Origin of the sequence: Herbaspirillum sp. DW155, from assembly GCF_037076565.1 — a bacterium.
In the GTDB taxonomy this organism is placed as follows: domain Bacteria; phylum Pseudomonadota; class Gammaproteobacteria; order Burkholderiales; family Burkholderiaceae_D; genus Herbaspirillum.
In genome coordinates, this window is the sequence record NZ_AP029028.1 from 4,516,513 (window position 1) to 4,538,778 (window position 22,266).

Annotated in this window: 23 protein-coding genes; 16 read left to right on the plus strand and 7 right to left on the minus strand. The window is 62.2% G+C overall.

Going from position 1 to position 22,266, the window contains the following annotated elements; translation table 11 throughout:
• Positions 1-128 precede the first annotated feature (128 nt).
• Both AACH55_RS20435 and AACH55_RS20440 read right to left on the minus strand, forming a co-directional pair.
• Complete coding sequence (locus AACH55_RS20435) at positions 129-1,754, minus strand: methyl-accepting chemotaxis protein (protein ID WP_338716452.1); 1,626 nt, start codon at positions 1,752-1,754, stop codon at positions 129-131.
• 258 nt (positions 1,755-2,012) lie between these two features.
• Entirely contained in the window at positions 2,013-4,004 is a 1,992-nt protein-coding gene (locus AACH55_RS20440) for a cation:proton antiporter (RefSeq protein WP_338716453.1), read from the minus strand.
• A 354-nt stretch (positions 4,005-4,358) separates the two neighbouring features.
• Between AACH55_RS20440 and AACH55_RS20445 the strand changes: the two genes are divergently transcribed.
• From AACH55_RS20445 to AACH55_RS20485, 9 genes are all read left to right on the plus strand, one after another.
• Complete coding sequence (locus AACH55_RS20445; RefSeq protein WP_338716454.1) at positions 4,359-5,387, plus strand: KpsF/GutQ family sugar-phosphate isomerase; 1,029 nt, start codon at positions 4,359-4,361, stop codon at positions 5,385-5,387.
• A complete protein-coding gene (locus AACH55_RS20450; protein ID WP_338716455.1) occupies positions 5,387-5,941 on the plus strand; it encodes an HAD family hydrolase in 555 nt (184 codons plus the stop codon). Before AACH55_RS20445 ends, AACH55_RS20450 begins: the two co-directional genes overlap by 1 nt.
• A complete protein-coding gene (gene lptC, locus AACH55_RS20455; RefSeq protein ID WP_338716456.1) occupies positions 5,938-6,546 on the plus strand; it encodes an LPS export ABC transporter periplasmic protein LptC in 609 nt (202 codons plus the stop codon). Before AACH55_RS20450 ends, lptC begins: the two co-directional genes overlap by 4 nt.
• A 51-nt stretch (positions 6,547-6,597) precedes the next feature.
• Positions 6,598-7,224 carry a lipopolysaccharide transport periplasmic protein LptA gene (lptA, locus tag AACH55_RS20460; RefSeq protein WP_338716457.1) on the plus strand — a complete coding sequence of 209 codons (627 nt, stop codon included), beginning with the start codon at positions 6,598-6,600 and terminating at the stop codon, positions 7,222-7,224.
• Positions 7,225-7,226: 2 nt separating this feature from the next.
• Complete coding sequence (gene lptB, locus AACH55_RS20465; protein WP_338716458.1) at positions 7,227-7,970, plus strand: LPS export ABC transporter ATP-binding protein; 744 nt, start codon at positions 7,227-7,229, stop codon at positions 7,968-7,970.
• Positions 7,971-8,038: 68 nt separating this feature from the next.
• Entirely contained in the window at positions 8,039-9,529 is a 1,491-nt protein-coding gene (locus AACH55_RS20470) for an RNA polymerase factor sigma-54 (RefSeq protein WP_338716459.1), read from the plus strand.
• 153 nt (positions 9,530-9,682) lie between these two features.
• Positions 9,683-10,045 (plus strand): ribosome-associated translation inhibitor RaiA, encoded by a 363-nt coding sequence (raiA, locus tag AACH55_RS20475; protein WP_338716460.1) that lies wholly within the window; start codon positions 9,683-9,685, stop codon positions 10,043-10,045.
• 381 nt (positions 10,046-10,426) lie between these two features.
• A complete protein-coding gene (gene grxD, locus AACH55_RS20480) occupies positions 10,427-10,738 on the plus strand; it encodes a Grx4 family monothiol glutaredoxin (protein ID WP_017452551.1) in 312 nt (103 codons plus the stop codon).
• A 24-nt stretch (positions 10,739-10,762) separates the two neighbouring features.
• Positions 10,763-11,365: a UbiX family flavin prenyltransferase gene (locus AACH55_RS20485; RefSeq protein ID WP_338716461.1), complete on the plus strand. Its 603-nt coding sequence runs from the start codon at positions 10,763-10,765 to the stop codon at positions 11,363-11,365.
• Positions 11,366-11,445: 80 nt separating this feature from the next.
• On the opposite strand, the gene AACH55_RS20490 is transcribed toward AACH55_RS20485, so the two are convergent.
• Positions 11,446-12,213, minus strand: coding sequence for an SDR family oxidoreductase (locus AACH55_RS20490; protein ID WP_338716462.1), 768 nt, complete (start codon positions 12,211-12,213; stop codon positions 11,446-11,448).
• 562 nt (positions 12,214-12,775) lie between these two features.
• Here AACH55_RS20490 and AACH55_RS20495 point away from each other — a divergent pair.
• The 4 genes from AACH55_RS20495 to AACH55_RS20510 all read left to right on the plus strand — a co-directional run bounded on the left by AACH55_RS20495 (position 12,776) and on the right by AACH55_RS20510 (position 15,645).
• Positions 12,776-13,681, plus strand: coding sequence for a DUF6662 family protein (locus AACH55_RS20495; RefSeq protein WP_338716463.1), 906 nt, complete (start codon positions 12,776-12,778; stop codon positions 13,679-13,681).
• A gap of 67 nt (positions 13,682-13,748) precedes the next feature.
• Positions 13,749-14,288 (plus strand): FMN-binding protein, encoded by a 540-nt coding sequence (locus tag AACH55_RS20500; protein WP_338716464.1) that lies wholly within the window; start codon positions 13,749-13,751, stop codon positions 14,286-14,288.
• Positions 14,288-15,199, plus strand: a complete 912-nt coding sequence (locus AACH55_RS20505) for an FAD:protein FMN transferase (RefSeq protein ID WP_338716465.1) — start codon at positions 14,288-14,290, stop codon at positions 15,197-15,199. The genes AACH55_RS20500 and AACH55_RS20505 overlap by 1 nt, the downstream gene beginning before the upstream one ends.
• A gap of 149 nt (positions 15,200-15,348) precedes the next feature.
• On the plus strand, positions 15,349-15,645 hold the full coding sequence (locus tag AACH55_RS20510; RefSeq protein ID WP_338716466.1) for a hypothetical protein: 297 nt from the start codon (positions 15,349-15,351) through the stop codon (positions 15,643-15,645).
• Between the two features lie 28 nt (positions 15,646-15,673).
• On the opposite strand, the gene mdeB is transcribed toward AACH55_RS20510, so the two are convergent.
• Complete coding sequence (gene mdeB, locus AACH55_RS20515) at positions 15,674-18,355, minus strand: alpha-ketoglutarate dehydrogenase (protein ID WP_338716467.1); 2,682 nt, start codon at positions 18,353-18,355, stop codon at positions 15,674-15,676.
• A 274-nt stretch (positions 18,356-18,629) separates the two neighbouring features.
• Here mdeB and AACH55_RS20520 point away from each other — a divergent pair, with 274 nt between their 5' ends.
• Entirely contained in the window at positions 18,630-19,109 is a 480-nt protein-coding gene (locus AACH55_RS20520; protein ID WP_013235910.1) for an Lrp/AsnC family transcriptional regulator, read from the plus strand.
• Between the two features lie 62 nt (positions 19,110-19,171).
• Here the strand turns inward: AACH55_RS20520 and AACH55_RS20525 are convergent, their stop codons facing one another.
• Positions 19,172-19,651, minus strand: a complete 480-nt coding sequence (locus tag AACH55_RS20525; protein ID WP_338716468.1) for a response regulator — start codon at positions 19,649-19,651, stop codon at positions 19,172-19,174.
• 57 nt (positions 19,652-19,708) lie between these two features.
• The gene (locus tag AACH55_RS20530; protein WP_338716469.1) at positions 19,709-20,137 is read right to left on the minus strand and encodes an AraC family transcriptional regulator; all 429 of its coding nucleotides are present in this window, start codon (positions 20,135-20,137) and stop codon (positions 19,709-19,711) included.
• Between the two features lie 144 nt (positions 20,138-20,281).
• Between AACH55_RS20530 and AACH55_RS20535 the strand changes: the two genes are divergently transcribed.
• Positions 20,282-21,142 carry a CPBP family intramembrane glutamic endopeptidase gene (locus AACH55_RS20535; protein WP_338716470.1) on the plus strand — a complete coding sequence of 287 codons (861 nt, stop codon included), beginning with the start codon at positions 20,282-20,284 and terminating at the stop codon, positions 21,140-21,142.
• Between the two features lie 12 nt (positions 21,143-21,154).
• Here AACH55_RS20535 and AACH55_RS20540 read toward each other — a convergent pair whose 3' ends face one another.
• A complete protein-coding gene (locus AACH55_RS20540; protein ID WP_338716471.1) occupies positions 21,155-21,721 on the minus strand; it encodes a pyridoxamine 5'-phosphate oxidase family protein in 567 nt (188 codons plus the stop codon).
• A gap of 206 nt (positions 21,722-21,927) precedes the next feature.
• On the opposite strand from AACH55_RS20540, the gene AACH55_RS20545 reads away from it, so the two are divergent.
• Positions 21,928-22,248 (plus strand): hypothetical protein, encoded by a 321-nt coding sequence (locus AACH55_RS20545; RefSeq protein ID WP_338716472.1) that lies wholly within the window; start codon positions 21,928-21,930, stop codon positions 22,246-22,248.
• Positions 22,249-22,266 lie beyond the last annotated feature (18 nt).

Here is a 22,266-nt window from a genome sequence, read left to right on the forward strand (position 1 = left end):
CGTTGTTTGGGGATAACGATGGGAGTGTTACGCATCTTTTCAGGAAACGGCTGACATTTGCCGACCAATCCTGACCAGCCTGCCGGCCTTGTCCCGCGCACTCACGCACGGGACAAGGCGCCCGGATCTCAATGCAGCAGCAAGCCGCCCTTGCCTGGCAAGGAAACCGATGCCGGCGTGGTCAGGCCCGGTGCTGCTGCCAGTCCAACGGTGCGGCCGAGCCGGAACACACTGACCGCCTCCGACAGACGCGAGGCCTGCTCCTGCATCGACTGCGCAGCAGCGGCCGCCTGTTCCACCAGCGCGGCATTCTGCTGCGTGGTTTCATCCATCTGCGTGATGGCATTGTTGACTTCTTCGATGCCCTGGCTCTGCTCCTGACCGGCGGCGCTGATCTCGGTCACCACTTCACTCACGCGCTGCACCCGCTTGACCACTTCGTCGATGGTCTCTCCGGCCTGCGCCACCAGCGCGCTGCCACTGCCCACGCGCGTGACCGAATCATCGATCAGCACCTTGATTTCCTTGGCTGCCGAGGCCGAGCGCTGGGCCAGTGAACGCACTTCCGAGGCAACTACCGCAAAACCGCGCCCCTGCTCGCCGGCGCGCGCCGCTTCCACGGCGGCATTCAGAGCGAGGATGTTGGTCTGGAAGGCGATGCCATCGATCACGCTGATGATGTCGACGATCTTGCCGGAGGACTGGTTGATGGAACTCATGGTATCGACCACCTGACGCACCACTTCCCCGCCGCGCACCGCTACCTGGGAGGCCGATTGCGCCAGTTCCTTGGCTTGCTGCGCATTGTCGGCATTGTGACGGACGGTGGAGGTCAGTTGCTCCATGGCCGAGGCGGTTTCTTCGAGCGCACCGGCCTGCTGCTCGGTGCGCGAAGAGAGGTCGAGATTGCCATGCGCAATCTCGCTGGACGCGGTGGCAATGGTGTCCGTGCTCTGGCGCACCTGGCCCACGATATTCTGCAGGTTCTCATTCATCTGCTGCAGCGCCTGCATCAACTGGCCGGTTTCATCCTGGCTGTGTACTTCGATCTGCTGGGTCAGGTCGCCTGCGGCTACCGCCTGGGCCACCGTGACCGCGCGCCGCAGCGGCCGCGAAATGGCGCGCACCAACAGAACGCCCATCAGCAGCGCCACCACCAGGCCGGCCGCCATGGCCACGCCCATCACCACCAGCAAGGTCTGGTAACGCTGCTGCGCCTCTTCATGCAACTCGCGCCCGACCCGGCGCTGCAAATCCATCAATTGCGCCAGGGTGGCATGCGCCTCGGTGTAGAGCTTGAGCATGACACCGCCATACACTTCGATCGCCCCCTGGAAATCGCGGTTGCGCAAGGCATCGGCAGCGGGCTTGATGCCTTCGGCGACGAACTTCTGGCGCTGCGGAACCAGCTTGTCGAGCAGCGCACGCTCCTCGCCGGTGAGCTGGGTCTCCTGATATTGCTTGAGGACGGCATCGTTGGCCTTGATGGCTTTTTCGATCTTGTCCATGTTGGCATCGATGTCGCCGGAGTCGCCCACGATGGAGGTGGAGATGCCATTGCGGGCCGCATCCAGCGCTGCCGACATGCGCTCCAGCTGGGAGAAGGCGACCAGCCGGTCTTCGTAAAGCGAACGCATCTGCGCATTGGTCGAGCGCAGGCCGACCAGACCCAATATGCCCGAGGCCACCAGCATCAAGGCGAGAAAACCGATGACGAAAATCAGGCGGGCCCTGATGGTTAATTTGCTGAACATATTTCTCCTGGACTTCAATTTTGTTTTCTATGCAACGGATTCATTGTGTGAACCCGTAGTCCTGATGCGGACAGAGCGCCGATGAGGCCGCTTCGCTGCCGCCAGGAAACACTAGCATTTCTCGTACCAGGGGAATAGCCCCGAACAGGGCCGTGGGAGTAAATTTTTCGGAGGACTGGAATGATGAGATGACCTGCCGATGAAGGCAGCAGCGTCACTGCACATACCAAAATACAAAGCGCAGAAAGCGCCTGCGCCCTATTTGCTGAGCAGGCGCTTTTCGGCGCGCAGGATGCTTTCCGAACTTCCGCGCAACACCACGATGTCACCGGCCATGAGCACGGTCTCTTCGGGCGCGTCAAGACGCTGCTTGCCACGCCGCAGCATGGCGATCTCGGCACCGCAATGCGAGGGCAGGTCGATCTCGGCCAGGGTATGGCCGAGCGCGCTGGCGCCCCCGATCAGGGTCACCGATTGCAGGCGCACGTTCATGCCCACGCCATCGGCTTCGGCATCCGACATACCGTGGAAGTAACCGCGCAGCGAGGCATAGCGCTCATCGCGTGCATCCTGCACCCGGTGAACCACGCGGCGCAGCGGCACGCCCAGCATCACCAGCGCGTGCGAGGCCAGCATGAGGCTGCCTTCGAGCGCTTCGGGCACGACTTCGGTAGCGCCGGCTGCGAGCAGCTTTTCCAGATCGGCATCGTCGTGGCTGCGCACGATCACCGGCAGTTCCGGTTCCAGTTCATGCGCGTGATGCAGAACCTTCAAGGCGGAGGGGGTGCTGGCATAAGTCACCACCAGCGCGGCGGCGCGATGAATGCCGGCGGCCACCAGGCTCTCGCGCCGGGCGGCATCGCCATAGGAGACGTTGGCGCCCCCATTGCGGGCGTCCTGCACCAGTTCCGGATCCATCTCCAGCGCGTGGTAGGCGATGCCCTCCTCTTCCAGCAGACGCGCCAGGCTCTGGCCGCTGCGGCCGAAGCCGGCGATGATCACGTGCTTCTGCACACCCATGGTGCGGGTGGCCAACTGGGTCAGCGCCAGCGATTGCAGCATCCATTCATTGGCAGAGAGTTTCATGACAATGGCATCGGACTGGGCCAGGATGAAGGGCGTGGCCAGCATCGACAGCACCATCGCCGCCAGGATCACCTGAATCAACATCGGATCGACCAGCTTGAGGCCACCGGCCTGGCTCAGCAGCACGAAGCCGAACTCGCCCGCCTGCGCCAGCCCCAGACCCACCCGCAATGCCACGCCGGTGCTGGAACCAAACAGGCGCGCCAGGGCGGCGATGAGGCCGAACTTGAGCAGCACCGGACCGGTCAGCAAGACCAGCACCAGGAACCAGTGATCCACCAGCGTACGCACATTGAGCAGCATGCCGATGGTGATGAAGAACAGACCCAGCAGCACGTCGCGGAAGGATTTGATGTCTTCTTCCACCTGATGCTTGAACTCGGTCTCGGAAATGAGCATGCCGGCGATGAAGGCGCCCAGGGCCAGCGACAGGCCGGCCTTCTCGGTGATCCACGCCGCGCCCAGGGTGATGAGCAGCAGGTTCAACATGAACAGTTCCTGCGAGCGGCGCTTGACCACGATACGGAACCAGCCGCGCATGAGCTTGCTGCCGAAGAACAGCAACAGCGCCAGCACCACCAGCGCCTTGCCCACGGCCCAGCCCAGCGTGACCATGATGTTGCCGGAATTGTTGGCCAGCGCAGGCACTACGATCAGCAAGGGCACCAGGGCCAGATCCTGAAACAGCAGCACGCCGAGGATACGGCGGCCGTGTTCGGTTTCCAGTTCTAGCCGTTCGGTGAGCAGCTTGGAGACGATGGCCGTGGAAGACATGGTGAGTGCGCCGCCCAGCGCGAAGGCCGCCTGCCAGCTCACGTTGATCAATTGCGGCAGCACCATGGCCGCGCCCCAGGCCAGCAGCATGGTGGCGGCAATGGTCGTGGCCACCTGCGCCACGCCCAGTCCGAAGACGATGTGGCGCATGGCCGAGAGCTTGGAAAGCGAAAATTCCAGCCCGATCGAAAACATCAGGAACACCACGCCGAACTCGGCCAGGGCATGGGTGGTTTCGTTGTCCTCGGCAAACGCCAGGCCGTGCGGGCCGATGATGATGCCCACCACCAGGTAGCCCAGCATGGGCGGCAACTGCATCATGCGGAAGGCGACCACGCCCAGTACCGCCGCAGCCAGAAGGAAAAGAGTCAGTTCCAGTCCGGAAAACATTGCTTGTCGGGTTTCTCGTCAAAGGCCACGGAAGCGCGGCGGATTTCGATATGAACGTTTTGACAACGCACCAGCACGGAGCAGTCAAACCGGCCAGCAGGCGAGCGGAGAACCCATCCTGGCGGGGATGCCTTAAAATTCACATGTGTGGAACAACAACAGCAGAGTTGTTCACCCCCGGCGGAGCGCGGTCCAGGCCTGCCGCCCTCCCGCCCCGGCACCCGGCCCGAGCCGGAATCCCCCTGTGGATGCGGTGCTGCGGCGCGACGCGAAGCTGCACTTCGCATCCATTCCAGCAGCATTCCCTTACATCTGGCAAGTTTTTTGCTTTGCCAATTCGTTTATACTTCGGTTATGAGTGTAACCGATGACAAAACTACGTCTGCATCTTTTTCGGCCGGGGCTGCCCGCCGTGCCATCGCCCTGGCACGCCAGACCCTGCAGATCGAAGCCGATGCCATCCTGGCGCTGAAAGAGCGCCTCAGCGACGACAGCGCAGAGCCGCTGGCCCAGGCCGTGCAGGCTTTGCTGCAATGCGAGGGACGCGCGGTGGTCTCGGGCATTGGCAAGTCTGGCCACATCGGCCGCAAGATCGCCGCCACCCTGGCTTCCACCGGCACGCCGGCGCTGTTCATGCATCCGGCCGAAGCCGCGCACGGCGACCTGGGCATGGTGACGGCGCGCGACGTCTTCATCGCCATCTCCAATTCCGGCGAAACGGCCGAGCTGCTGGCCATCGTTCCCATCATCAAGCGCATGGGCACGGTCATCATCGCCATGACCGGCAATGACAACTCTTCACTGGCCAGGCTGGCTGCGGTGCACCTCAACGTGGGCGTGGCCAAGGAAGCCTGTACCCTCAACCTGGCGCCGACGGCCAGCACCACCGCCACGCTGGCCATGGGCGATGCCCTGGCGGTGTCGCTGCTGGATGCGCGCGGTTTCGTCGAGGAAGATTTTGCGCGCTCTCATCCCGGTGGCGCCCTGGGCCGCCGCCTGCTGACCCACGTGCGCGACGTCATGCGCAGTGGCGAGGCCATTCCTGCCGTGCGTCCGGATGTGTCGCTATCGGCCGCGCTGATGGAAATCACCCGCAAGGGCATGGCCATGACCGCCGTGGTGGACGAGCAATTCCGCCCCATCGGGGTTTTCACCGATGGCGACCTGCGCCGCCTGCTGGAGCGTGGCCAGGACTTTGGCAAGTTCAGCATTGCCGAAGTCATGCATGCTCATCCGCAAACCGTTGGTCAGGACCAGCTGGCGGTCGATGCCGTACAGCTGATGGAACAGTTCCGCATCAACCAGCTGCTGGTCACCGATGCGGCCGGCGTGCTTACGGGCGCGCTGCACATCCACGACCTCACCCGCGCCAAGGTGATCTGATGAACGCGCCAGCTTTTGCCAGCACCCTGCCCGCTGCCGCGCTCGCCAAGGCAGCCGCCGTGCGCCTGATGATCTTCGATGTGGATGGCGTGCTCACCGACGGCGGCCTGTTCTACGGCGAAGACGGGGAAGTCTTCAAACGCTTCAATGCGCTGGACGGCCACGGTATCAAGATGATGCAGCAATACGGCACGGCCGCGGCCATCATCACTGCACGCCAGTCGCCCTATGTCGTGCGCCGTGCCCGCGACCTGGGCATTGCGCACGTGTTCCAGGGCGTGCACGACAAGCGCCAGGCCTTCGAACAACTGTTGCAGCAGGTTCAGCTCACGCCAGCGGCCTGCGGCTATCTGGGCGACGACATCATCGACCTGCCGGTGCTGACCCGCGTGGGCTTCAAGGCGTGTGTGGCCAATGGTCATCGTGAAGTGAAGGCGCGCTGCGATTACGTGACCCAGGCCAGCGGCGGCCATGGCGCCGTGCGTGAAATCTGCGACCTGGTGCTGGCGGCGCAACACAACTACGAGGCGGCGCTGGCGCCGTACCTGGCATGAGCGGGCGCAGCGGCGAGCGCAATGCCGAGCGCATCCGTCTGGCCGTGATCCTGGTGATCCTGATCGGCGCAGCGCTGGGCAGCTTCTGGGTGATGCAAGCCATGCGCGCGGCCGGCGACCAGCAACCGGCACAGCGCCCACGCGGCAAACCCGACTACTACCTGGAAAACTTCAACTACGTGAAGATGGGCCCCACCGGCCTGCCGCGCTATGACGTCTCCGGGGTCAAGATGGTGCACTTCCCCAGTGACGACTCCTTCGAAATCACCAAACCGGTGGTGCACAACCTGGACCAGAACCAGGCGCCCATGGAGCTTTATTCGGACACCGCGCGCGTGACCGATGACCAGACCAAGATTCACATGTACGGCAACGCCAATGCCATCCGCTCCCCCTACAAGGGCCGCGAGGAAATGCACCTGGTCTCGGAATACCTTCTGCTGTTGCCTGACGATGAAATCGTCAAGACCGACAAGCCGGTGGCCATGACCATGGGCACCACGCGCCTGAACGGCGTAGGCATGGTGGCCAACAACGCGACCCAGGTGGTGCAGCTCTTCGGCAATGTACGCGGCTATTACGAGCCCACCCCCAAGAAACGCTAAGCCGGTTGAATCCGAGACAAGAACGCCAAGAACCGACCAGACAGGAAACCAATGAAACGCTCACTCTTACTGCCCATGCTGATGCTGGCTGCCGTGTGCGGCGTGGCCAACGCCGAGAAGGCGGACTCCACCAAGCCCACCAACATCGAGGCAGACCAGATGGTCTATGACGACGTGCGCCAGGTGAAGACCTTCACCGGCAACGTGGTCATGACCCGCGGCACTCTCATCATCAAGGCCGGCCGGGTGGTATTGACGACCGACCAGTACGGTTATGAAAACGCAGTGCTGTACGCGGCTCCGGGTTCGCTGGCCAACTTCCGCCAGAAGCGCGACGGCGGTCCCAACCTGTGGATCGAAGGCCAGGCCGAGCGTATCGAATATTCGGAGCAGACCGAAGTTTCCAAGCTGTTCCAGCGCGCGCACATCCAGCGCATGGATGGTGATCGCATCACCGATGAAGTCAACGGCGAGTTCATTTCCTATGACAGCCGCGCCGAATTCTATTCGGTCAACAACACCGCCAGCGGCGAAAGCAAGCCCGGCGCAGGCCGCATCACGGCCGTGATCCAGCCCAAGAATCCACCGCCGGATGGCACCGCCACACCGGCCCAGCCGGCCGCCAAGACCACGCCGGCGCAGCCTGCGCCGCGTCGCCAGAGCGGAAAGGACCAGTAACGATGACCACCAGCTCGCTGGTCGTTCGCGGCCTGAAGAAAAGTTATGGCGCGCGCCAGGTGGTGCGCGACGTCTCGATGGAAGTGCGCAGCGGCGAAGTGGTCGGACTGCTCGGCCCCAACGGCGCCGGCAAGACCACCTCGTTCTACATGATCGTGGGTCTGGTGCCTTCCGATGGCGGCGAGATCGCGCTGGACGACACCGCCATTTCACGCATGCCCATCCACAAGCGCGCCACCATGGGCTTGTCCTATCTGCCGCAGGAAGCCTCGGTGTTCCGCAAGCTGACGGTGGAAGACAATATCCGCGCGGTGCTCGAACTGCGCCGAGAAGAAGGCAAGCCGCTCTCGCGTGATGAAGTCGAGGGCCGCCTCAACAATCTGCTGCATGAACTGCAGATCGAGAAGCTGCGCGAGAGTCAGGCTTTGTCGCTCTCCGGCGGCGAGCGCCGCCGCGTGGAAATCGCCCGCGCGCTGGCCACCGATCCGCGCTTCGTACTGCTCGATGAACCCTTTGCCGGTATCGACCCGATTGCCGTGATCGAGATCCAGCGCATCGTGCGCTTCCTGAAGGAACGTGGCATCGGCGTGCTCATCACCGACCACAACGTGCGCGAGACGCTGGGCATCTGCGACCGTGCCTACATCATCAACCAGGGTACGGTGCTGGCCAGCGGCAGTCCGGAAGAGATCATCGCCAACGAATCGGTGCGCCGCGTGTATCTGGGTGAACACTTCCGCATGTAAGCAGGCCAACCTACTGACGCAACGACAGGCAGTGCAACCAGCGGACCACGCCGCTTCCAGAAAGACAGATGAAACAGTCTCTCCAGTTACGTACCTCGCAGCACCTCGCATTGACGCCGCAACTGCAGCAGTCGATCAGACTGTTGCAACTGTCGACGCTGGAACTGCACCAGGAACTGGAACAGATCCTCTCGGACAATCCCTTGCTGGAGCGGCTCGACGATGCGCTCGACAATTCGGTGCGCCTGCTGGCCGATGGCGCGGTCTCCAGCTCGCCCTCCAGCGGCGTAGCCGACACCTCTGGCGAAGGCAATGCCGAGCCGGCACCGGCAGCCGCCGATGGCGATTCCAGTTTTGACTACCAGGACAACAATCCCGAGAACGGCGTCACCGGTGAGGCCGACTGGAGCTTCGATGATGTGGCCCGCAGCGGCAAGTCGCCTGACGACGACGACGCCCGCCCGCAACTCGAAGCCCACGAACTGACCCTGCGCGAGCACCTACTGGAACAGATCCGCGTGACCGCACGCACCCAGCGCGACCGCGCCCTGCTGGAGTTGCTCACCGATGCGCTCGACGAGAGCGGCTATCTCGAAGAGCCGCTGGAAGACATCCTCGCGCGCCTGCCCGAAGAACTGGGCATCGACATGGAAGAGCTGTCGATTTCCCTGAAGCTGCTGCAGAGCCTGGACCCGGCCGGCGTGGGTGCGCGCAGTGCCGGTGAGTGCCTGGCCCTGCAGATCCGTCGCCTGCCCAAGATCCCCTTCGTCACGCGCAAGCTGGCGCTGCGCATCGTGGAAGATTACCTGCCGCTGTTCGCGCAGCGCGACTTCAACAAGATCAAGAAAGCCCTCGATTGCGATGACGAAGACCTGCGCGAAGCCCAGGCCGTGATCCGCCAGTGCCGTCCGCATCCGGGCGCCGATTTCGCGCGCGATGCCTCGGACTATGTGGTGCCGGACGTGATTGTCAAACAAACAAAGAACGGCTGGCAGGTCATGCTCAACCATGAGGTCATGCCCAAGCTGCGTGTCAATGCGATGTATGCCAGCGCGCTGAAGCAGGCCAAGGGAGAAGGATCGCTGTCGTCGCAGCTGCAGGAAGCCAAGTGGCTCATCAAGAATATGCGCCAGCGTTTCGACACGATTTTGCGTGTCGCACAGGCTATTGTGGAACGTCAAAGAAACTTCTTTTCACATGGGGCAGTGGCCATGCGCCCCCTTGTGCTGCGTGAAATTGCTGATACACTGGGTCTACACGAGAGCACCATCTCTCGCGTGACAACTCAGAAATACATGCTCACGCCGCACGGCATGTTTGAGTTGAAGTACTTCTTCGGTAGCCACGTCGCGACTGAAACCGGGGGCGAAGCCTCCTCCACCGCGATACGGGCGCTGATCAAACAGTTGATAGGAGCCGAGAACCCGCAGACCCCATTATCCGATAGCAAGATTGCGGATATGCTGGCAGAACAAGGCATGGTGGTCGCGCGACGCACAGTCGCCAAATACCGCGAAGTGTTGAAGATTCCGCCGGTCAATCTCCGCAAGTCCCTCTGAGTTTTTCCTCAGTTTTTCTGCAGTACCGTTGCTGTGTTCCGGCAAGCATCCCGCTGATGCCCATGCCATCCGACACGAAGACCGTGCCCGTGGTACAGCTGCAGCAAGGATCGATTGCACGAACCTCCAGTGACTTCACGATAGGAGTCTTGTATGAATCTGACCATCAGTGGACACCACCTCGAACTGACCCCCGCCATCCGGAAATACGTGCAAAGCAAGCTCACACGTATCAAGCGCCATTTCGACAACGTGATCGACGTCAGCGTGATCCTGAGCGTAGATAAACTCACAGAAAAGGAAAAGCGCCAAAAAGCGGAAATCAACGTCCACATCAAGGGGAAGGATTTACATGCAGAAAGCATTGCACACGACCTCTATGCTGCCATTGACACGCTGATCGACAAGCTCGATCGTCAGGTCATCAAGCACAAGGACAAGTTGCAGGAACATCACTCCATGGCCAAGCGCCTGCCGGATGAAGCGCCGGCTGATGCGGTGGCCGGAGCGGCATAAGCCAAGGACAACGTCGGCAAGCTGACTCGCAGCCCGCAGGCTGCTGAGAACGCCAGCCGAATCTCATGAGGAAGGGGCGCGCAAGCGCCCTTTTTCATTGGCCGCGCAGTCGGGCGGCAAGCCCTGTGGAAAAGATATAAAAGATAATCACCGGCAACTTTCCACAGCCATGACTCTCTGCAGCGAGCTGCCGATCCGCTGCTCCGCTTGAAGGCTGCGGCTGGCGTCCTCATATTAGGCTTCAGAGTCTGCATATCATATAAATTATTTCCCGGATGCAATTTCCACCACATTGCGCAGACTGCCGGCGCGCAGTCGTTTTCAACGCGGCTGCCGGCTTTTCCCTATAATGTCGGCAATCCCATTTTTAAAGGCATAGCCATGAGCGACGTCCAATCCTGGATCAAAGAAACCGTGACCCAAAACCCTGTGGTGCTGTTCATGAAGGGCACTGCGCAATTCCCGCAATGCGGCTTTTCCGGCAAGGCCATCCAGTTGCTCAAAGCCAGCGGCGCCGAAAACATCGTCACCGTCAACGTGCTGGAAAGCCCGGACGTGCGCCAGGGCATCAAGGAATACTCGAACTGGCCGACCATTCCCCAGCTGTACGTGAAGGGCGAATTCATCGGCGGCTCCGACATCATGAGCGAGATGTACGCTTCGGGCGAACTGCAGACCCTGATCAAGGGCTGATTCCTTCCTGATCCGCATTCGTTCGTGAGTACTTCCTCCGGCCAGCCCCGCCAGCGCCTGATCGTCGCCATCACCGGCGCGACCGGTGCCATTTATGGCGTGCGGCTGCTGGAGCATCTGCGCAAACATGGTCAGGTGGAAACGCACCTGATGGTCTCCGAAGCCGGCGTGCTCAATCTCCACCAGGAGCTGGACATGCGGCGCAAGGATGTCGAAGCCCTGGCCGACGTGGTACACAACGTGCGTGACGTGGGTGCCTGCATCGCCAGCGGTTCCTTCGCCTCCACCGGCATGGTGGTGGCGCCCTGTTCGATGAAGACGCTGGCGGCCGTGGCCCACGGCCTGTCCGACAACCTCATCACCCGCGCCGCCGATGTGGTGCTGAAGGAACGCCGGCGCCTGGTGCTGATGGTGCGCGAGACGCCCTTCAATCTGGCGCACCTGCGCAACATGACCGCCGTGACCGAAATGGGCGGAGTCATCTTCCCGCCCCTGCCCGGCTTTTACCAGCGTCCCGCTTCCATGGAAGAAATGGTCGATCACACGCTGGGCCGCGTGCTGGACATGCTCGGCATCCCGATGCAGCTCACGCCCGAATGGCAAGGCATGAAGGGTGGGGTGGACTGAACCGGCCGCCTGGTTCCCAAAGAAAATGGCCGCAGCTCATCACTGCGGCCATTTCTTCATCTGTCAGAGTGCAGTCACCATCAACCGCGCCCGATATAGGGCATCTTGGTCGCCATCACTGTCATGAACTGCACATTGGCTTCCAGCGGCAGGCTATCCATGTAGAGGATAGCCTTGGCCACGTGTTCCGCATCCATGGTCGGCTCGACCTTGGTGGAACCATCGGCCTGCAGCGTGCCCTTTTTCATCAACGTGGTCATGTCGGTGGAGGCGTTGCCGATGTCGATCTGGCCGCAAGCAATATCGTAGGCGCGGCCATCGAGCGAGGTGGCCTTGGTCAGGCCGGTGATGGCATGCTTGGTCGCCGTATAGGACGCCGAGAACGGACGCGGCGCATGTGCCGAGATCGAGCCGTTGTTGATGATGCGGCCCCCGCGCGGCGACTGATCCTTCATGATGCGGAAGGCTTCCTGCGTGCACAGGAAGACGCCGGTCAGGTTGATGTCCACCGCCGCCTTCCACTGCTCCACACTCAGCTCTTCCAGCGACACGGGCGGCGCGAAGATGCCGGCATTGTTGAAGAGCAGGTCGAGCCGACCGAAACGCTCACGCGTCCTGGCGAACAGCTGCTTCACCGACGCCGGATCGGTCACGTCGGCCGCCACCACCAGCGCATTGGCACCGTGCTCGCCGGCCAGCCTGACGGTCTCTTCCAGCGCGTCCTGGCGGCGTCCGGCCAGGGCCACGCCATAGCCTTCGCGCAGCAGCGCCAGGGTGATCTGCCGGCCGATGCCGGAGCCTGCGCCGGTCACCAGCGCAATACGTTTGGTCGGTGTGGTTGCTGCCATTGTGTCTATTCCTCCATGGTGTCTGATATCGCCATCACATGACGGCGGCAGTGCGATCTCTCCTTGAGGGCCCGACTATAGCAGCGCCATCTTTTCGGCAGATGAGAGATTTTCATCCGTGCAGAGACTACTACTCTCCTCATTCACACAGATCCACCTCACTATGCTGTCAGCATATTGTCAGTATTTTGTCAGAAGCTGATGCAATACTAGACACGTCTGTGCAGCACCTTCATGTTACCGAGCACCTCATGCAACCTGATGAACCGCTCGTGCGCACACAAAGTGCGGGATAGTAGCCAAATAGAACAATAGCCAAATCCCAAGGCAAGACAATCGCGGCGAGCCGGCCCCGTCATGCTTTGCATGGGGCAGACATGTTTTTCGACTTGGACGTCATTACTCAATCTGAGCAACAAATTGGCCCTGCGATAGCTATATCGGTAGCCTCACGCCACCGACATAGATCGCCGAATTGTTGCTCAAAATAGAAATACGTCTTATTTACAGCGAGAATGAAAACAGCCGCCGCCCCTCAACCCTCTCTCACTCATCCACTCCAATGACACTATCCAAACCGATCAAACTGCTCGCTGGCCTGTTGGCCGGTGCTGCACTGCTTCCTGCCCACGCCGGCGAAGGTGCCTTCGGCTGGCTCTACACGCTGGACATCCAACCCAAAGGCAAACTGGAGTTTGAACAAAAAATCGACGTCACCCACAATCAATCGGCCGGCAGCTACAACTGGACCCAGTATCGTTCAGCGCTGGAGTACGGGCTGACCAATGACCTGCAGGTGGCCGGCTACATCAATGCCTACTCCATCAACGCCAACAAGAACTACATCAATCCGGAAGCCTGCAACGACAGCGTTCCGTGCACCGCCGGCTTCGGCGTACCGGCCTCGGTCAGCGGCAGCACGGACAGTTTCCGCCAGCGCGGCATTGACGGTTTTTCGCTGGAAGCGATCTACCGCATCACCAATCCGCTGACCTCGCCGGTTGGCGTGGGCGTGTATGTCGAACCGACCTACGGCAAGCTGGAAAACGAACTGGAAACCCGCCTGATCTTGCAGAGCAACTTCCTGGATGATCGCCTGGTCTTCGCCATCAACGTGTTGAGCGAACTGGAACGCGAGAAGTATGCCGATGGCGTGATCCACAACTCCATGCTCGACCTCCTGTATGGCATGAGCTACCGCGTGGCGCCGCGCTGGACCATCGGTCTGGAAGGCCGCCTGCACACCGACTACGACGGCAACTTCTACCAGTCGCATTCGCAAACGGCCAACTTCTTCGGTCCGACGCTGCACTATGCGGAGAAAGACTGGTGGGTCACAGCCGCTTGGCGCCATCAGCTCAACGGCCGATGCTATAACGATGGCACAGCCGATTGCTCCAACGGCCATGTCTCGGACAACCATGGCCGCGACGAAGTGATGATCAAGTTCGGTATCCCGCTCAACTGAATTCGTATCAACCCGAGGGCGGGCCGCCAAATCCAGCCAAGCCTGCCCTCCATCTAACATAACAATAATGAAATTCACTCCTGCAACTAATCTGGTCCTGGCCCTGTGCGGCTCGGTCATCCCGTTCACGGTACAAGCCAAGGTCTACAGCACCGTGGAACAGGCCCAGCAAGCGATGTTCCCCGGGCAGACGCTGGTTCACCGGCCGTTCCTGCCGACGCCGGCGCAACAGCAGCAACTACGCGACATTTCCTCGGTCTCCCATCCCTTCCAGGGTAACCGCATCTGGAAGACCGCCAATGGCGGCTGGTTCGTGATCGACGAAGTGGTCGGCAAGCATGAAATGATCACCTACGCCGTGGGCATTGGCCCGGATGGCAAAATCGTTCAGATCGCCGTGCTGGAATACCATGAGTCCTATGGCTATGAAGTGGCCGAAGCCTCATGGCGCAGCCAATTCATCGGCAAGACGGCCGCCGCGCCAATCAAGCTGGAAAAGGATATCCAGAACATCGGCGGCGCCACCCTGTCCTGCAAGCACATCACCGATGGCGTACGGCGCGTGATGAGCTTCTACGAGATGGTGCTCAAAAGCAGCCCGGCGTGATGCAAACGATGCAGCAACAATGCCGCCCCGCCCTGGGCACGCTGGTCGAGATCGCCATTCATGAAGAAGATCTCCCGGGCAGCGCCAGCGCCCGGGAGTCCCTCTTCGCCAGCGCCTTCGCCGCCATTGCGGCGGTGGAGCAGGAAATGTCATTCCACGCACCACAGAGCAGCCTGTCGCGGCTCAACCGCACCCCTGCTGGCGTCTCGCTGAAGCTGCCGGCCTGGACTTACGAAGTGCTGGAAACGGCCATGATGCTGCATGCCGCCACCGATGGGCAGTTCGACTGCGGCATCGCGCACAGGCTGGTGCACAGCGGCCTGCTGCCCGACCATGGCTTGCGAGCACTGGCGCATTCCAGCCTGGAGGGATTGCAACTGGAAGGCGCGCAGACAGTGACCGTACTGCGACCGACCTGCGTGGACCTGGGCGGCATCGCCAAAGGCTTTGCTGTGGACAAGGCGGTCGACGCCCTGCATGCCGCAGGCGTGTCCCGTTGCCGCATCAACGCAGGCGGCGATATCCGCATCAGCGGCCGGGAGGCAACCGATATCTTCATCCGCCACCCGACCGCACCCGGTCTGGCCGTGCTGCTGGGGCAACTGGCCGAGGGCGCCGTCGCCACCTCCGCGCCCTACTACTCGCTGTGCGAGCATGCAGGCGAAGCCACCTGCGCCCTGCTCGATCCCCAGGGAAAATCGCTCACTGCACCAGTGAGCTACACGGTGCTGGCCCCCACCTGCATGATCGCCGACGCACTGACCAAGGCCGTCGCAGTATGTGCCAGCCGAGCGCCGCAGCGCAGCTCACCACTCGACGCTGCCCCGCCGCAGCCATTCCATGCCGGCTTCCTGGCGCAATTCCAGGCACAGGCCTTCATCCTGCACCCTCCTTTGGCACAGCAACGCTGAACGTCATGACCGACAAGTTCGCCCATTCAAATCGCCGGCTGCCCGGCAAAATGCATCGCTGGCAGAGACATACCAGCTTCTGGATCCTGGGCTCGTGTTTCATGAGCGGCACAGGCTGGTTCCTCTGCCTGGACTGGCTGGAGATGCCCGTGCCCCAACTCAAGCCCTGGTGGATCGTTCATGGCTGCAGCAGCATCATTGCGATCCTGCTGATTGGGGCCGCACTGCCGCAGCACGTCATCGTCACTTGGAAAGCCCGCCGCAATATACGGCACGGCATACTGGTGCTGCTGGGATTCGCGCTGGCACTGTTGAGCGCGCTGGGACTGTTCTATGCGCCGGAGCAATGGCGCGATACCGTGCATTGGATCCACTGCATCGCCTGCCTGATGCTGGCGCTGGTGTTCCCGCTGCATGTGGTGCGCGGCCGCCGGCACCGGGGCTGATCCCGGCGCCCCGCGCTGACGATCTTCATCAGACTGTATTCGACCAGGACTGTGCGGTAACGATGCCCAGGAGCCGCGCAGCCTCGTCCAGCCGCGCCCGGTCCCTCTCCCACACTTCGCACAAGGCCGTATAAGCAATCCAGCGCGCATCGACCTCAAAGAAATCACGCAGATTCACCCGCGTATCGCTGCGCCCAAACCCGTCCGTGCCCAGCGTCACATAAGACGCCGGCACGAAAGCGCGAATGCTCTCCGGCAAGGTGCGGATGTAGTCGCTCACCGCAATGACCGGCGTATCGCTGCCCTGCAACTGCTGCGTCACGTAAGGCTCCACCTCCGTTCCCGACAAGCGCTGCTTCCGGTGAGCCGCCACGCCATCGCGCGCCAGTTCGGTGTAACTGGTCACGCTCCACACCTCGGCCTCGATCTGCCAGTGCTGCTGCAGCAGCGCAGCCGCCGCCACCGCTTCCTTCAACATCGGACCGGAACCCAGCAGCCGCACCTGCGCCCCCGGCTTGCGGCGCAGGCAGTACAGGCCGCGCAGGATGCCCTCCTGCACGCCATCCGGCAAACTGGGTTGAGCTTCGTTCTCGTTGGTGACGGTGAGGTAGTAGAACACGTCATCGCCGCGCTCCATCATGCGACGCATGCCCTCATCCAGAATCACCGCCAGCTCATAGGCATAGGCCGGATCATACGAAACGCAATTCGGAATCGATGCCGCCGTGACGAGGCTGCTGCCATCCTGATGCTGCAAGCCCTCGCCACCCAGGGTCGTGCGCCCCGACGTGGCGCCGATCAGGAAGCCGCGCGCACGCTGGTCCGCCGCCGCCCAGATCAGGTCGCCGATGCGCTGGAAACCGAACATCGAGTAATAGATGTAGAACGGCAGCATCGGCGTGCCATGCACCGAATAGGCGGTCGCCGCAGCCGTCCATGAGGAAATCGCACCGGCTTCGGTGATGCCCTCTTCCAGGATCTGCCCGTCCCTGGCTTCACGATAGTAGAGGATGGAACCGATATCCTCCGGCTCATACAACTGCCCTTGCGACGAATAGATGCCGACCTGGCGGAACAGGTTGGCCATGCCGAAGGTACGCGCCTCATCGGCGACGATGGGCACCACGTACTGGCCGAAATCCTTGTCCTTCAACAGATTGCCGAGCTGCCGCACCAGGGCCATGGTGGAGGACATTTCCTTGCCATCGGCTTCCAGCGCAAACCTGCTATGCGCTTCCAGTGCCGGCACGGCGCGCCGGGCGGGCCCCACATGGCGGCGCGGCAGATAACCGCCGAGGGCGGCGCGGCGCGCGTGCAGGTGCTTCATCTCGGGACTGTCATCGGCCGGCTTGTAGAAGGCCAGCTCACGGCATTGCGCATCGCTCAGCGGCAGCTTGAAGCGGTCACGGAATTGCAGCAGGCTTTCTTCATCCAGCTTCTTCTGCTGGTGCGTGGTCATCTTGCCTTCGCCCGCCGCGCCCATGCCGTAGCCCTTCTTGGTCTGCGCCAGGATCACCGTCGGCTGGCCACGATGGCGGGCTGCGGCCTGGTAGGCCGAGTAAATCTTTTTCATGTCGTGCCCGCCACGGCGCAGGCGATTGATTTCCTCATCGGTGAGCGTGGCACCGATGGCGCGCGTACCCGGGGTCTGGCCGAAGAAGTGCTGGCGGTTGAAGGCGCCATCGTTGGCGGCGAAGGTCTGCAATTGCCCGTCTACCGTACGGTTCAGGGCATCGACCAGTTCGCCGTCCTTGTCGCGGGCAAACAGACCATCCCAGTCCGAACCCCACAGCAGCTTGATGACGTTCCAACCAGCCCCGGCAAAGAGCGTTTCCAGCTCATCGACGATGTGGCCATTGCCGCGCACCGGTCCATCCAGGCGCTGCAGGTTGCAGTTGACCACGAAGATGAGATTGTCCAGCTTCTCGCGCGAGGCCAGCGAGAGCGCAGCCAGCGATTCGGGCTCGTCCATCTCGCCATCGCCGAACACGCCCCAGACCTTGCGCCCCTGATCCTGCAACAGGCCGCGATGTTCCATGTAGCGCAGGAAGCGCGCCTGGTAGATCGCATTGATAGGACCGATCCCCATGGAGCCGGTCGGGAACTGCCAGAACTGCGGCATCAGCCAGGGATGCGGATAGGACGACAGACCCTGGCGCCCGACACGCTTGGCCTCGATCTCGCGCCGGTAGTAGGCCAGGTCCTCTTCGGCGAGCGCGCCTTCGAGGAAAGCCCGTGCATAGATGCCCGGCGCGGAATGCGGCTGGAAGTAGACGACATCACCGGCGAACTGCGCATCGCGGGCGCGGAAGAAGTGGTTGAAGCCAACCTCGAACAGATCCGCCGCCGAGGCATAGCTGGCGATATGCCCGCCCAGCTCGCCATAAGCGCGATTGGCGCGCACCACCATGGCCAGTGCATTCCAGCGCATGATGCTGGCGATGCGCTCTTCGATGGCCTGCGCATCCGAGCCACCCGGAAAAGGCGGTTCCTGTTCAGGCCGGATAGTGTTGACGTAGGGCGTGTTGCGCGCATCGCGCCAGTTCACGCCCCATTGCCGGGCCGCCGCCGACAGCCGCGAGAGCAGGAAGCGCGCACGTTCCGGGCCGGCCTCGGTCAGCACGCTTTGCAGGGCTTGCAGCCATTCCTGGGTTTCCTGGGCATCGATGTCGATATCGCGCGGGATATCGCTGTCGCTGGGGCGGGACATGTCCACTTCGTCTTCTCCTGTCGGGTTGCGCCGGACCGGGCACATCGCTGCTCTATGCAAAGAGACAAAAAGCCGGTAAAACACAGGCCGCGCCATCTGTCTCCCTGCGCCCGGCGCCTTTTCGGTCTTGTCGTTGTTGAGGGCCTGCGTGATGGAACCACCGGACTACGATACGCCGGATGCCCCGGCATGAGTCACTTAAGATGGGAAGTTGCCGTACAATATTCAGCATCCAGTGCTGCAAAACTGAAACTGACAGAATTTAATTTCGATAATGGAACTAGATACCACCGATTTGCGCATCCTGAACATCCTGCAGGAGAACAGTTCGATCAGCAATCTGGAGCTGGCCAGCCGCATCAACCTGTCACCCTCGCCGACTTTGGCCCGTGTGAAGCGTCTGGAATCGGAAGGCATCATCTCGCGCTATGTGGCGCTGGCCGATCCGCACCTGCTGGGCCTGAAGGTGAACGTATTTGTCAAAGTCATCCTGGAACGCCAGGGCGCCGAAGCACTGGCCCAGTTCGAGACGGCGGTGAGCGCCTTCGATGAAGTCATGGAAGTCTACCTGATGACGGGCGACGAGGATTACCTGCTGCGCATCGTGGTGCCGGACCTTTTGACACTGGAACATTTCATCGTCGATCACCTGACCAAGATTCCCGGCATCAAGAACATCCGCTCCAGCTTTGCGCTGAAGCAGATCAAGTACAAGACCGCCCTGCCCACGCCCAAGATCAAGACGCGCCGCTGAGCAGTACTGCGCAATGAAAAAAGGGCCGCGCGGCCCTTTGCTCTTTCTGCGCAAAACAAAATTCAATGCGGATGTCCCGGCAAACCGGCCAGCCCCTCGCGCATCACGTCCTCGGCCAGCGGCGCGGCGGCCTCATCGACATTGCACCAGCGCTCCACCATCTCCACCACGCAACGCGCATAGTGCTCGCCATCGACCGGCTTGGGCAGGTATTCGCTGGCGCCCGCCGCCAGTGCCGCACGCTCGCCCTCCGTATCGTAGGAGGGAAAGACCACCACCGGCGCCTCGGCCAGATGCTTGCTGGCGCGCAACTCACGCAAGAGGTCCAGCCCATCGCCGCACTCCATGTCGGACTCCAGCAGGATCAGGCTGGGCGCAGCGCCATCGTCCACGCGGCGGCCCTGCAGCAGGCAGCGGCGCGCCGTCTCCAGGTCCGGACAGGCGCGAAAGAGGCAATGCAGACCCGCACGCCACAAGGCGAAGCGCGCCAGCTCGGCCGCCTCTTCACTCGGGTCGATCATGATGATGCAGGGAAAACTCATGCTGCCTGGAAACATCCTGTAAGAGTGCACAAACCAGTGATGGCTACTGCAAACGTTTTACAGGACAGCCGCCGCGTCCGGCATCGGGAAATTCCTGACAGACGGTAACGCGGCTACACGCGCGCCTGTTTCAATGGCAGGTAGATGTCGGTCAGCAACTCGCCAGGCGGGGTCGCCGGCAGCAGGTTGAGGTAGTGGAGTGAAGGATTCCGGATTTTCGAAACCGGCTTCGAGGGCGATGTCGATGATGCGTCGCTGCGGCTGGAACGCCAGTTGGAGGCTGGCATGCTTCAAGCGCATCAGCAGGATGTAGCGCGCCACCCCGACGCCGGTGAAATCGGCAAATTGCCGCTGGAAATGGAACCGCGAAAAATGCGCGACAGCCGCCAGCTGCTCCATCTCCAGCGGTGCGTGGAGATGCGCCTCGATGTGGTCGAGCACGCGCTCGAATCGGGCTTGATAGGCTTTTTTGCGGTCGTCGCTCATGGGCTCCTCGGTTCACGGGACGTACTGTGCAAGAAACGGCGGCACAAATCCTGACCGAAATTGCGCATCGTGTTGCGGGAGACTGGCCGCCATGATCGCTGCCATGTTAAAACACCGGCTTTGCATCGATCCGGATTTCCCTCCATGTCTTCCCCCATTCTGCTGATGCTGGCCATCTGCGCCGTCTGGCTGCCCGCCCTGCCGCTGGCGGGACGGCTGTCCATCCCCGCCTGGCTGCCGCTGCTGGTGCTGGCCGTTACCGCGGGTCTCTTCAATGGCCAACTCACTCTGATCGCCGCAGCCGGGCTCGCCCTGTTGGGGATGACAGCATGGACCAGTACGCATGCGCGCAGCGCATGGCAACGTCATATCCTGCTGAGCGTGACACTGCTGCTCGCCCTGCTGCTGGCATTGCATCGCTGGCCGGGCTTCCACAATGTGCTGATCGTCCCGGCAACGGCCATCACAGCCGATGCGCGGCCCTTCATGCTGTATGCCAATATCGACAAGGGAGCGGCCGGACTGCTGTTGCTGGCCCTGCTCGCGCCGCGCTGCCATGCGTGGAAGGAATGGCGCAGCGCCTTGTGCATGACCGTGCCGCCGGCTGCCTTCACCATCGTCCTGGTGATGGGCTTGGGCTGTCTCGCCGGCATGGTCAAACCCGATCTGAAGTGGCCGGAATTCACGCCGGCGTTCCTCATCATCAATCTGCTGTTGACGGTAGTGGCGGAAGAGGCCTTCTTCCGTGGCGTGATCCATCATCGTCTGCAGCGCGCATTGCAGAAGCTGCGCGGTGGCAGCTCGCTGGCGCTGCTCGTATCGGCATCGCTGTTCGCCGCAGCCCACCTCGGCGGTGGCCTGATCTATGCGGCGCTGGCGGGCGTGGCCGGTCTCGGCTATGGCTGGGTGTTCCAGCGCACGGGGCGCATCGAAGCGGCCATCGTCCTGCACTTCGTGCTCAATGCCGTGCACTTCCTCGGCTTCACCTATCCCGCGCTGGCCTGAAGCAGTCCGTCATCACGGGGCGATCCACTGCCCCTGCCACTGCCCCTGCCCGCCCTCGAAACGCGCGCGGCGATGCTGGCCCGGCGTGAGGTCCAGCATCTCGATGCGCTCCAGCACCACCTCCACAAGCGCGAAATTCTCGAAGCCATCACTGCTGCCCTGCTCCGGCACGCGGCCTTCGTCCGGTTGCGCCAGACGCGTGCCGGGCGCATGCGGGGTCTTGTACAGGATCAGCGTATGGGGCCGCGCGCCCGACCACATGCGGCCGATGCGCACCGCATCCGCCACCACGTTTGCCCTGCCGTTGAGGCGTAATTGCAGGTGCCGGTCCAGGTCCAGCCCGAGCATGGCCACCCGCTCATCGGCGCGGATCTCGGCCAGCTTGGGTGAGCGCAGATCGGTGTGGAAGCACAGCGTGTGGCGGGATTCATCGGCCTCGCGCAAGACGATGGAACACAGCTGGGGCGCGCCATCCAGGCCGAGGGTGGCAAGTTGCCAGATGGTAAAAGGCGAGCGTACGGGACTGGCGCCACGGCGCAGCTCATCCCAGATCAGGGTGTGGAGTTCGGGCAAGTTCATGCCGCATTGTAGAGCCTGGTGTGGTCGTGCAGGAAAGCTTGCCGCAGCCAATCCCGAGTCAATCGCGCGGCGACATCTTCATGTCAGGTCGACGTCAGTGCATTGTCAGAGCGCTGTGCCACCATGACGAAACAGCATCATCCATCGAAGTCCAGAACGCAGCACCTTGCCCTCCCGCACCACGGCGGGAACCCACGGAGGCTGGCATGAAACGCTACTGGTCGCTCAGGCAGATTCCCGCATTCCCCGGTCTTGACCGCCGCCCGTATCTGGCGCGCTGGCACGCTGTCTCTCTGCGCTTGCAGCGTCACGGGCAAGCCTGGCTGGGTCTGCTGGCCTGCGCCCTGCTCGCGGCGCTGGGCCGCGCACTCGGCCTGGGCCATCCCGGCAGCATCGTGACTGCGCTGGCGGGCGCGCAATGCTATTGCCATGTGTATCTCCACATGGCGCGCCGTCACTGCCGACGCCTCCTGATACGCAGTGACGGCGCCGAGGTCAATGACGCAGACCGCACCGCGCTCCAATGAAAACGCCCGCTTGCGCGG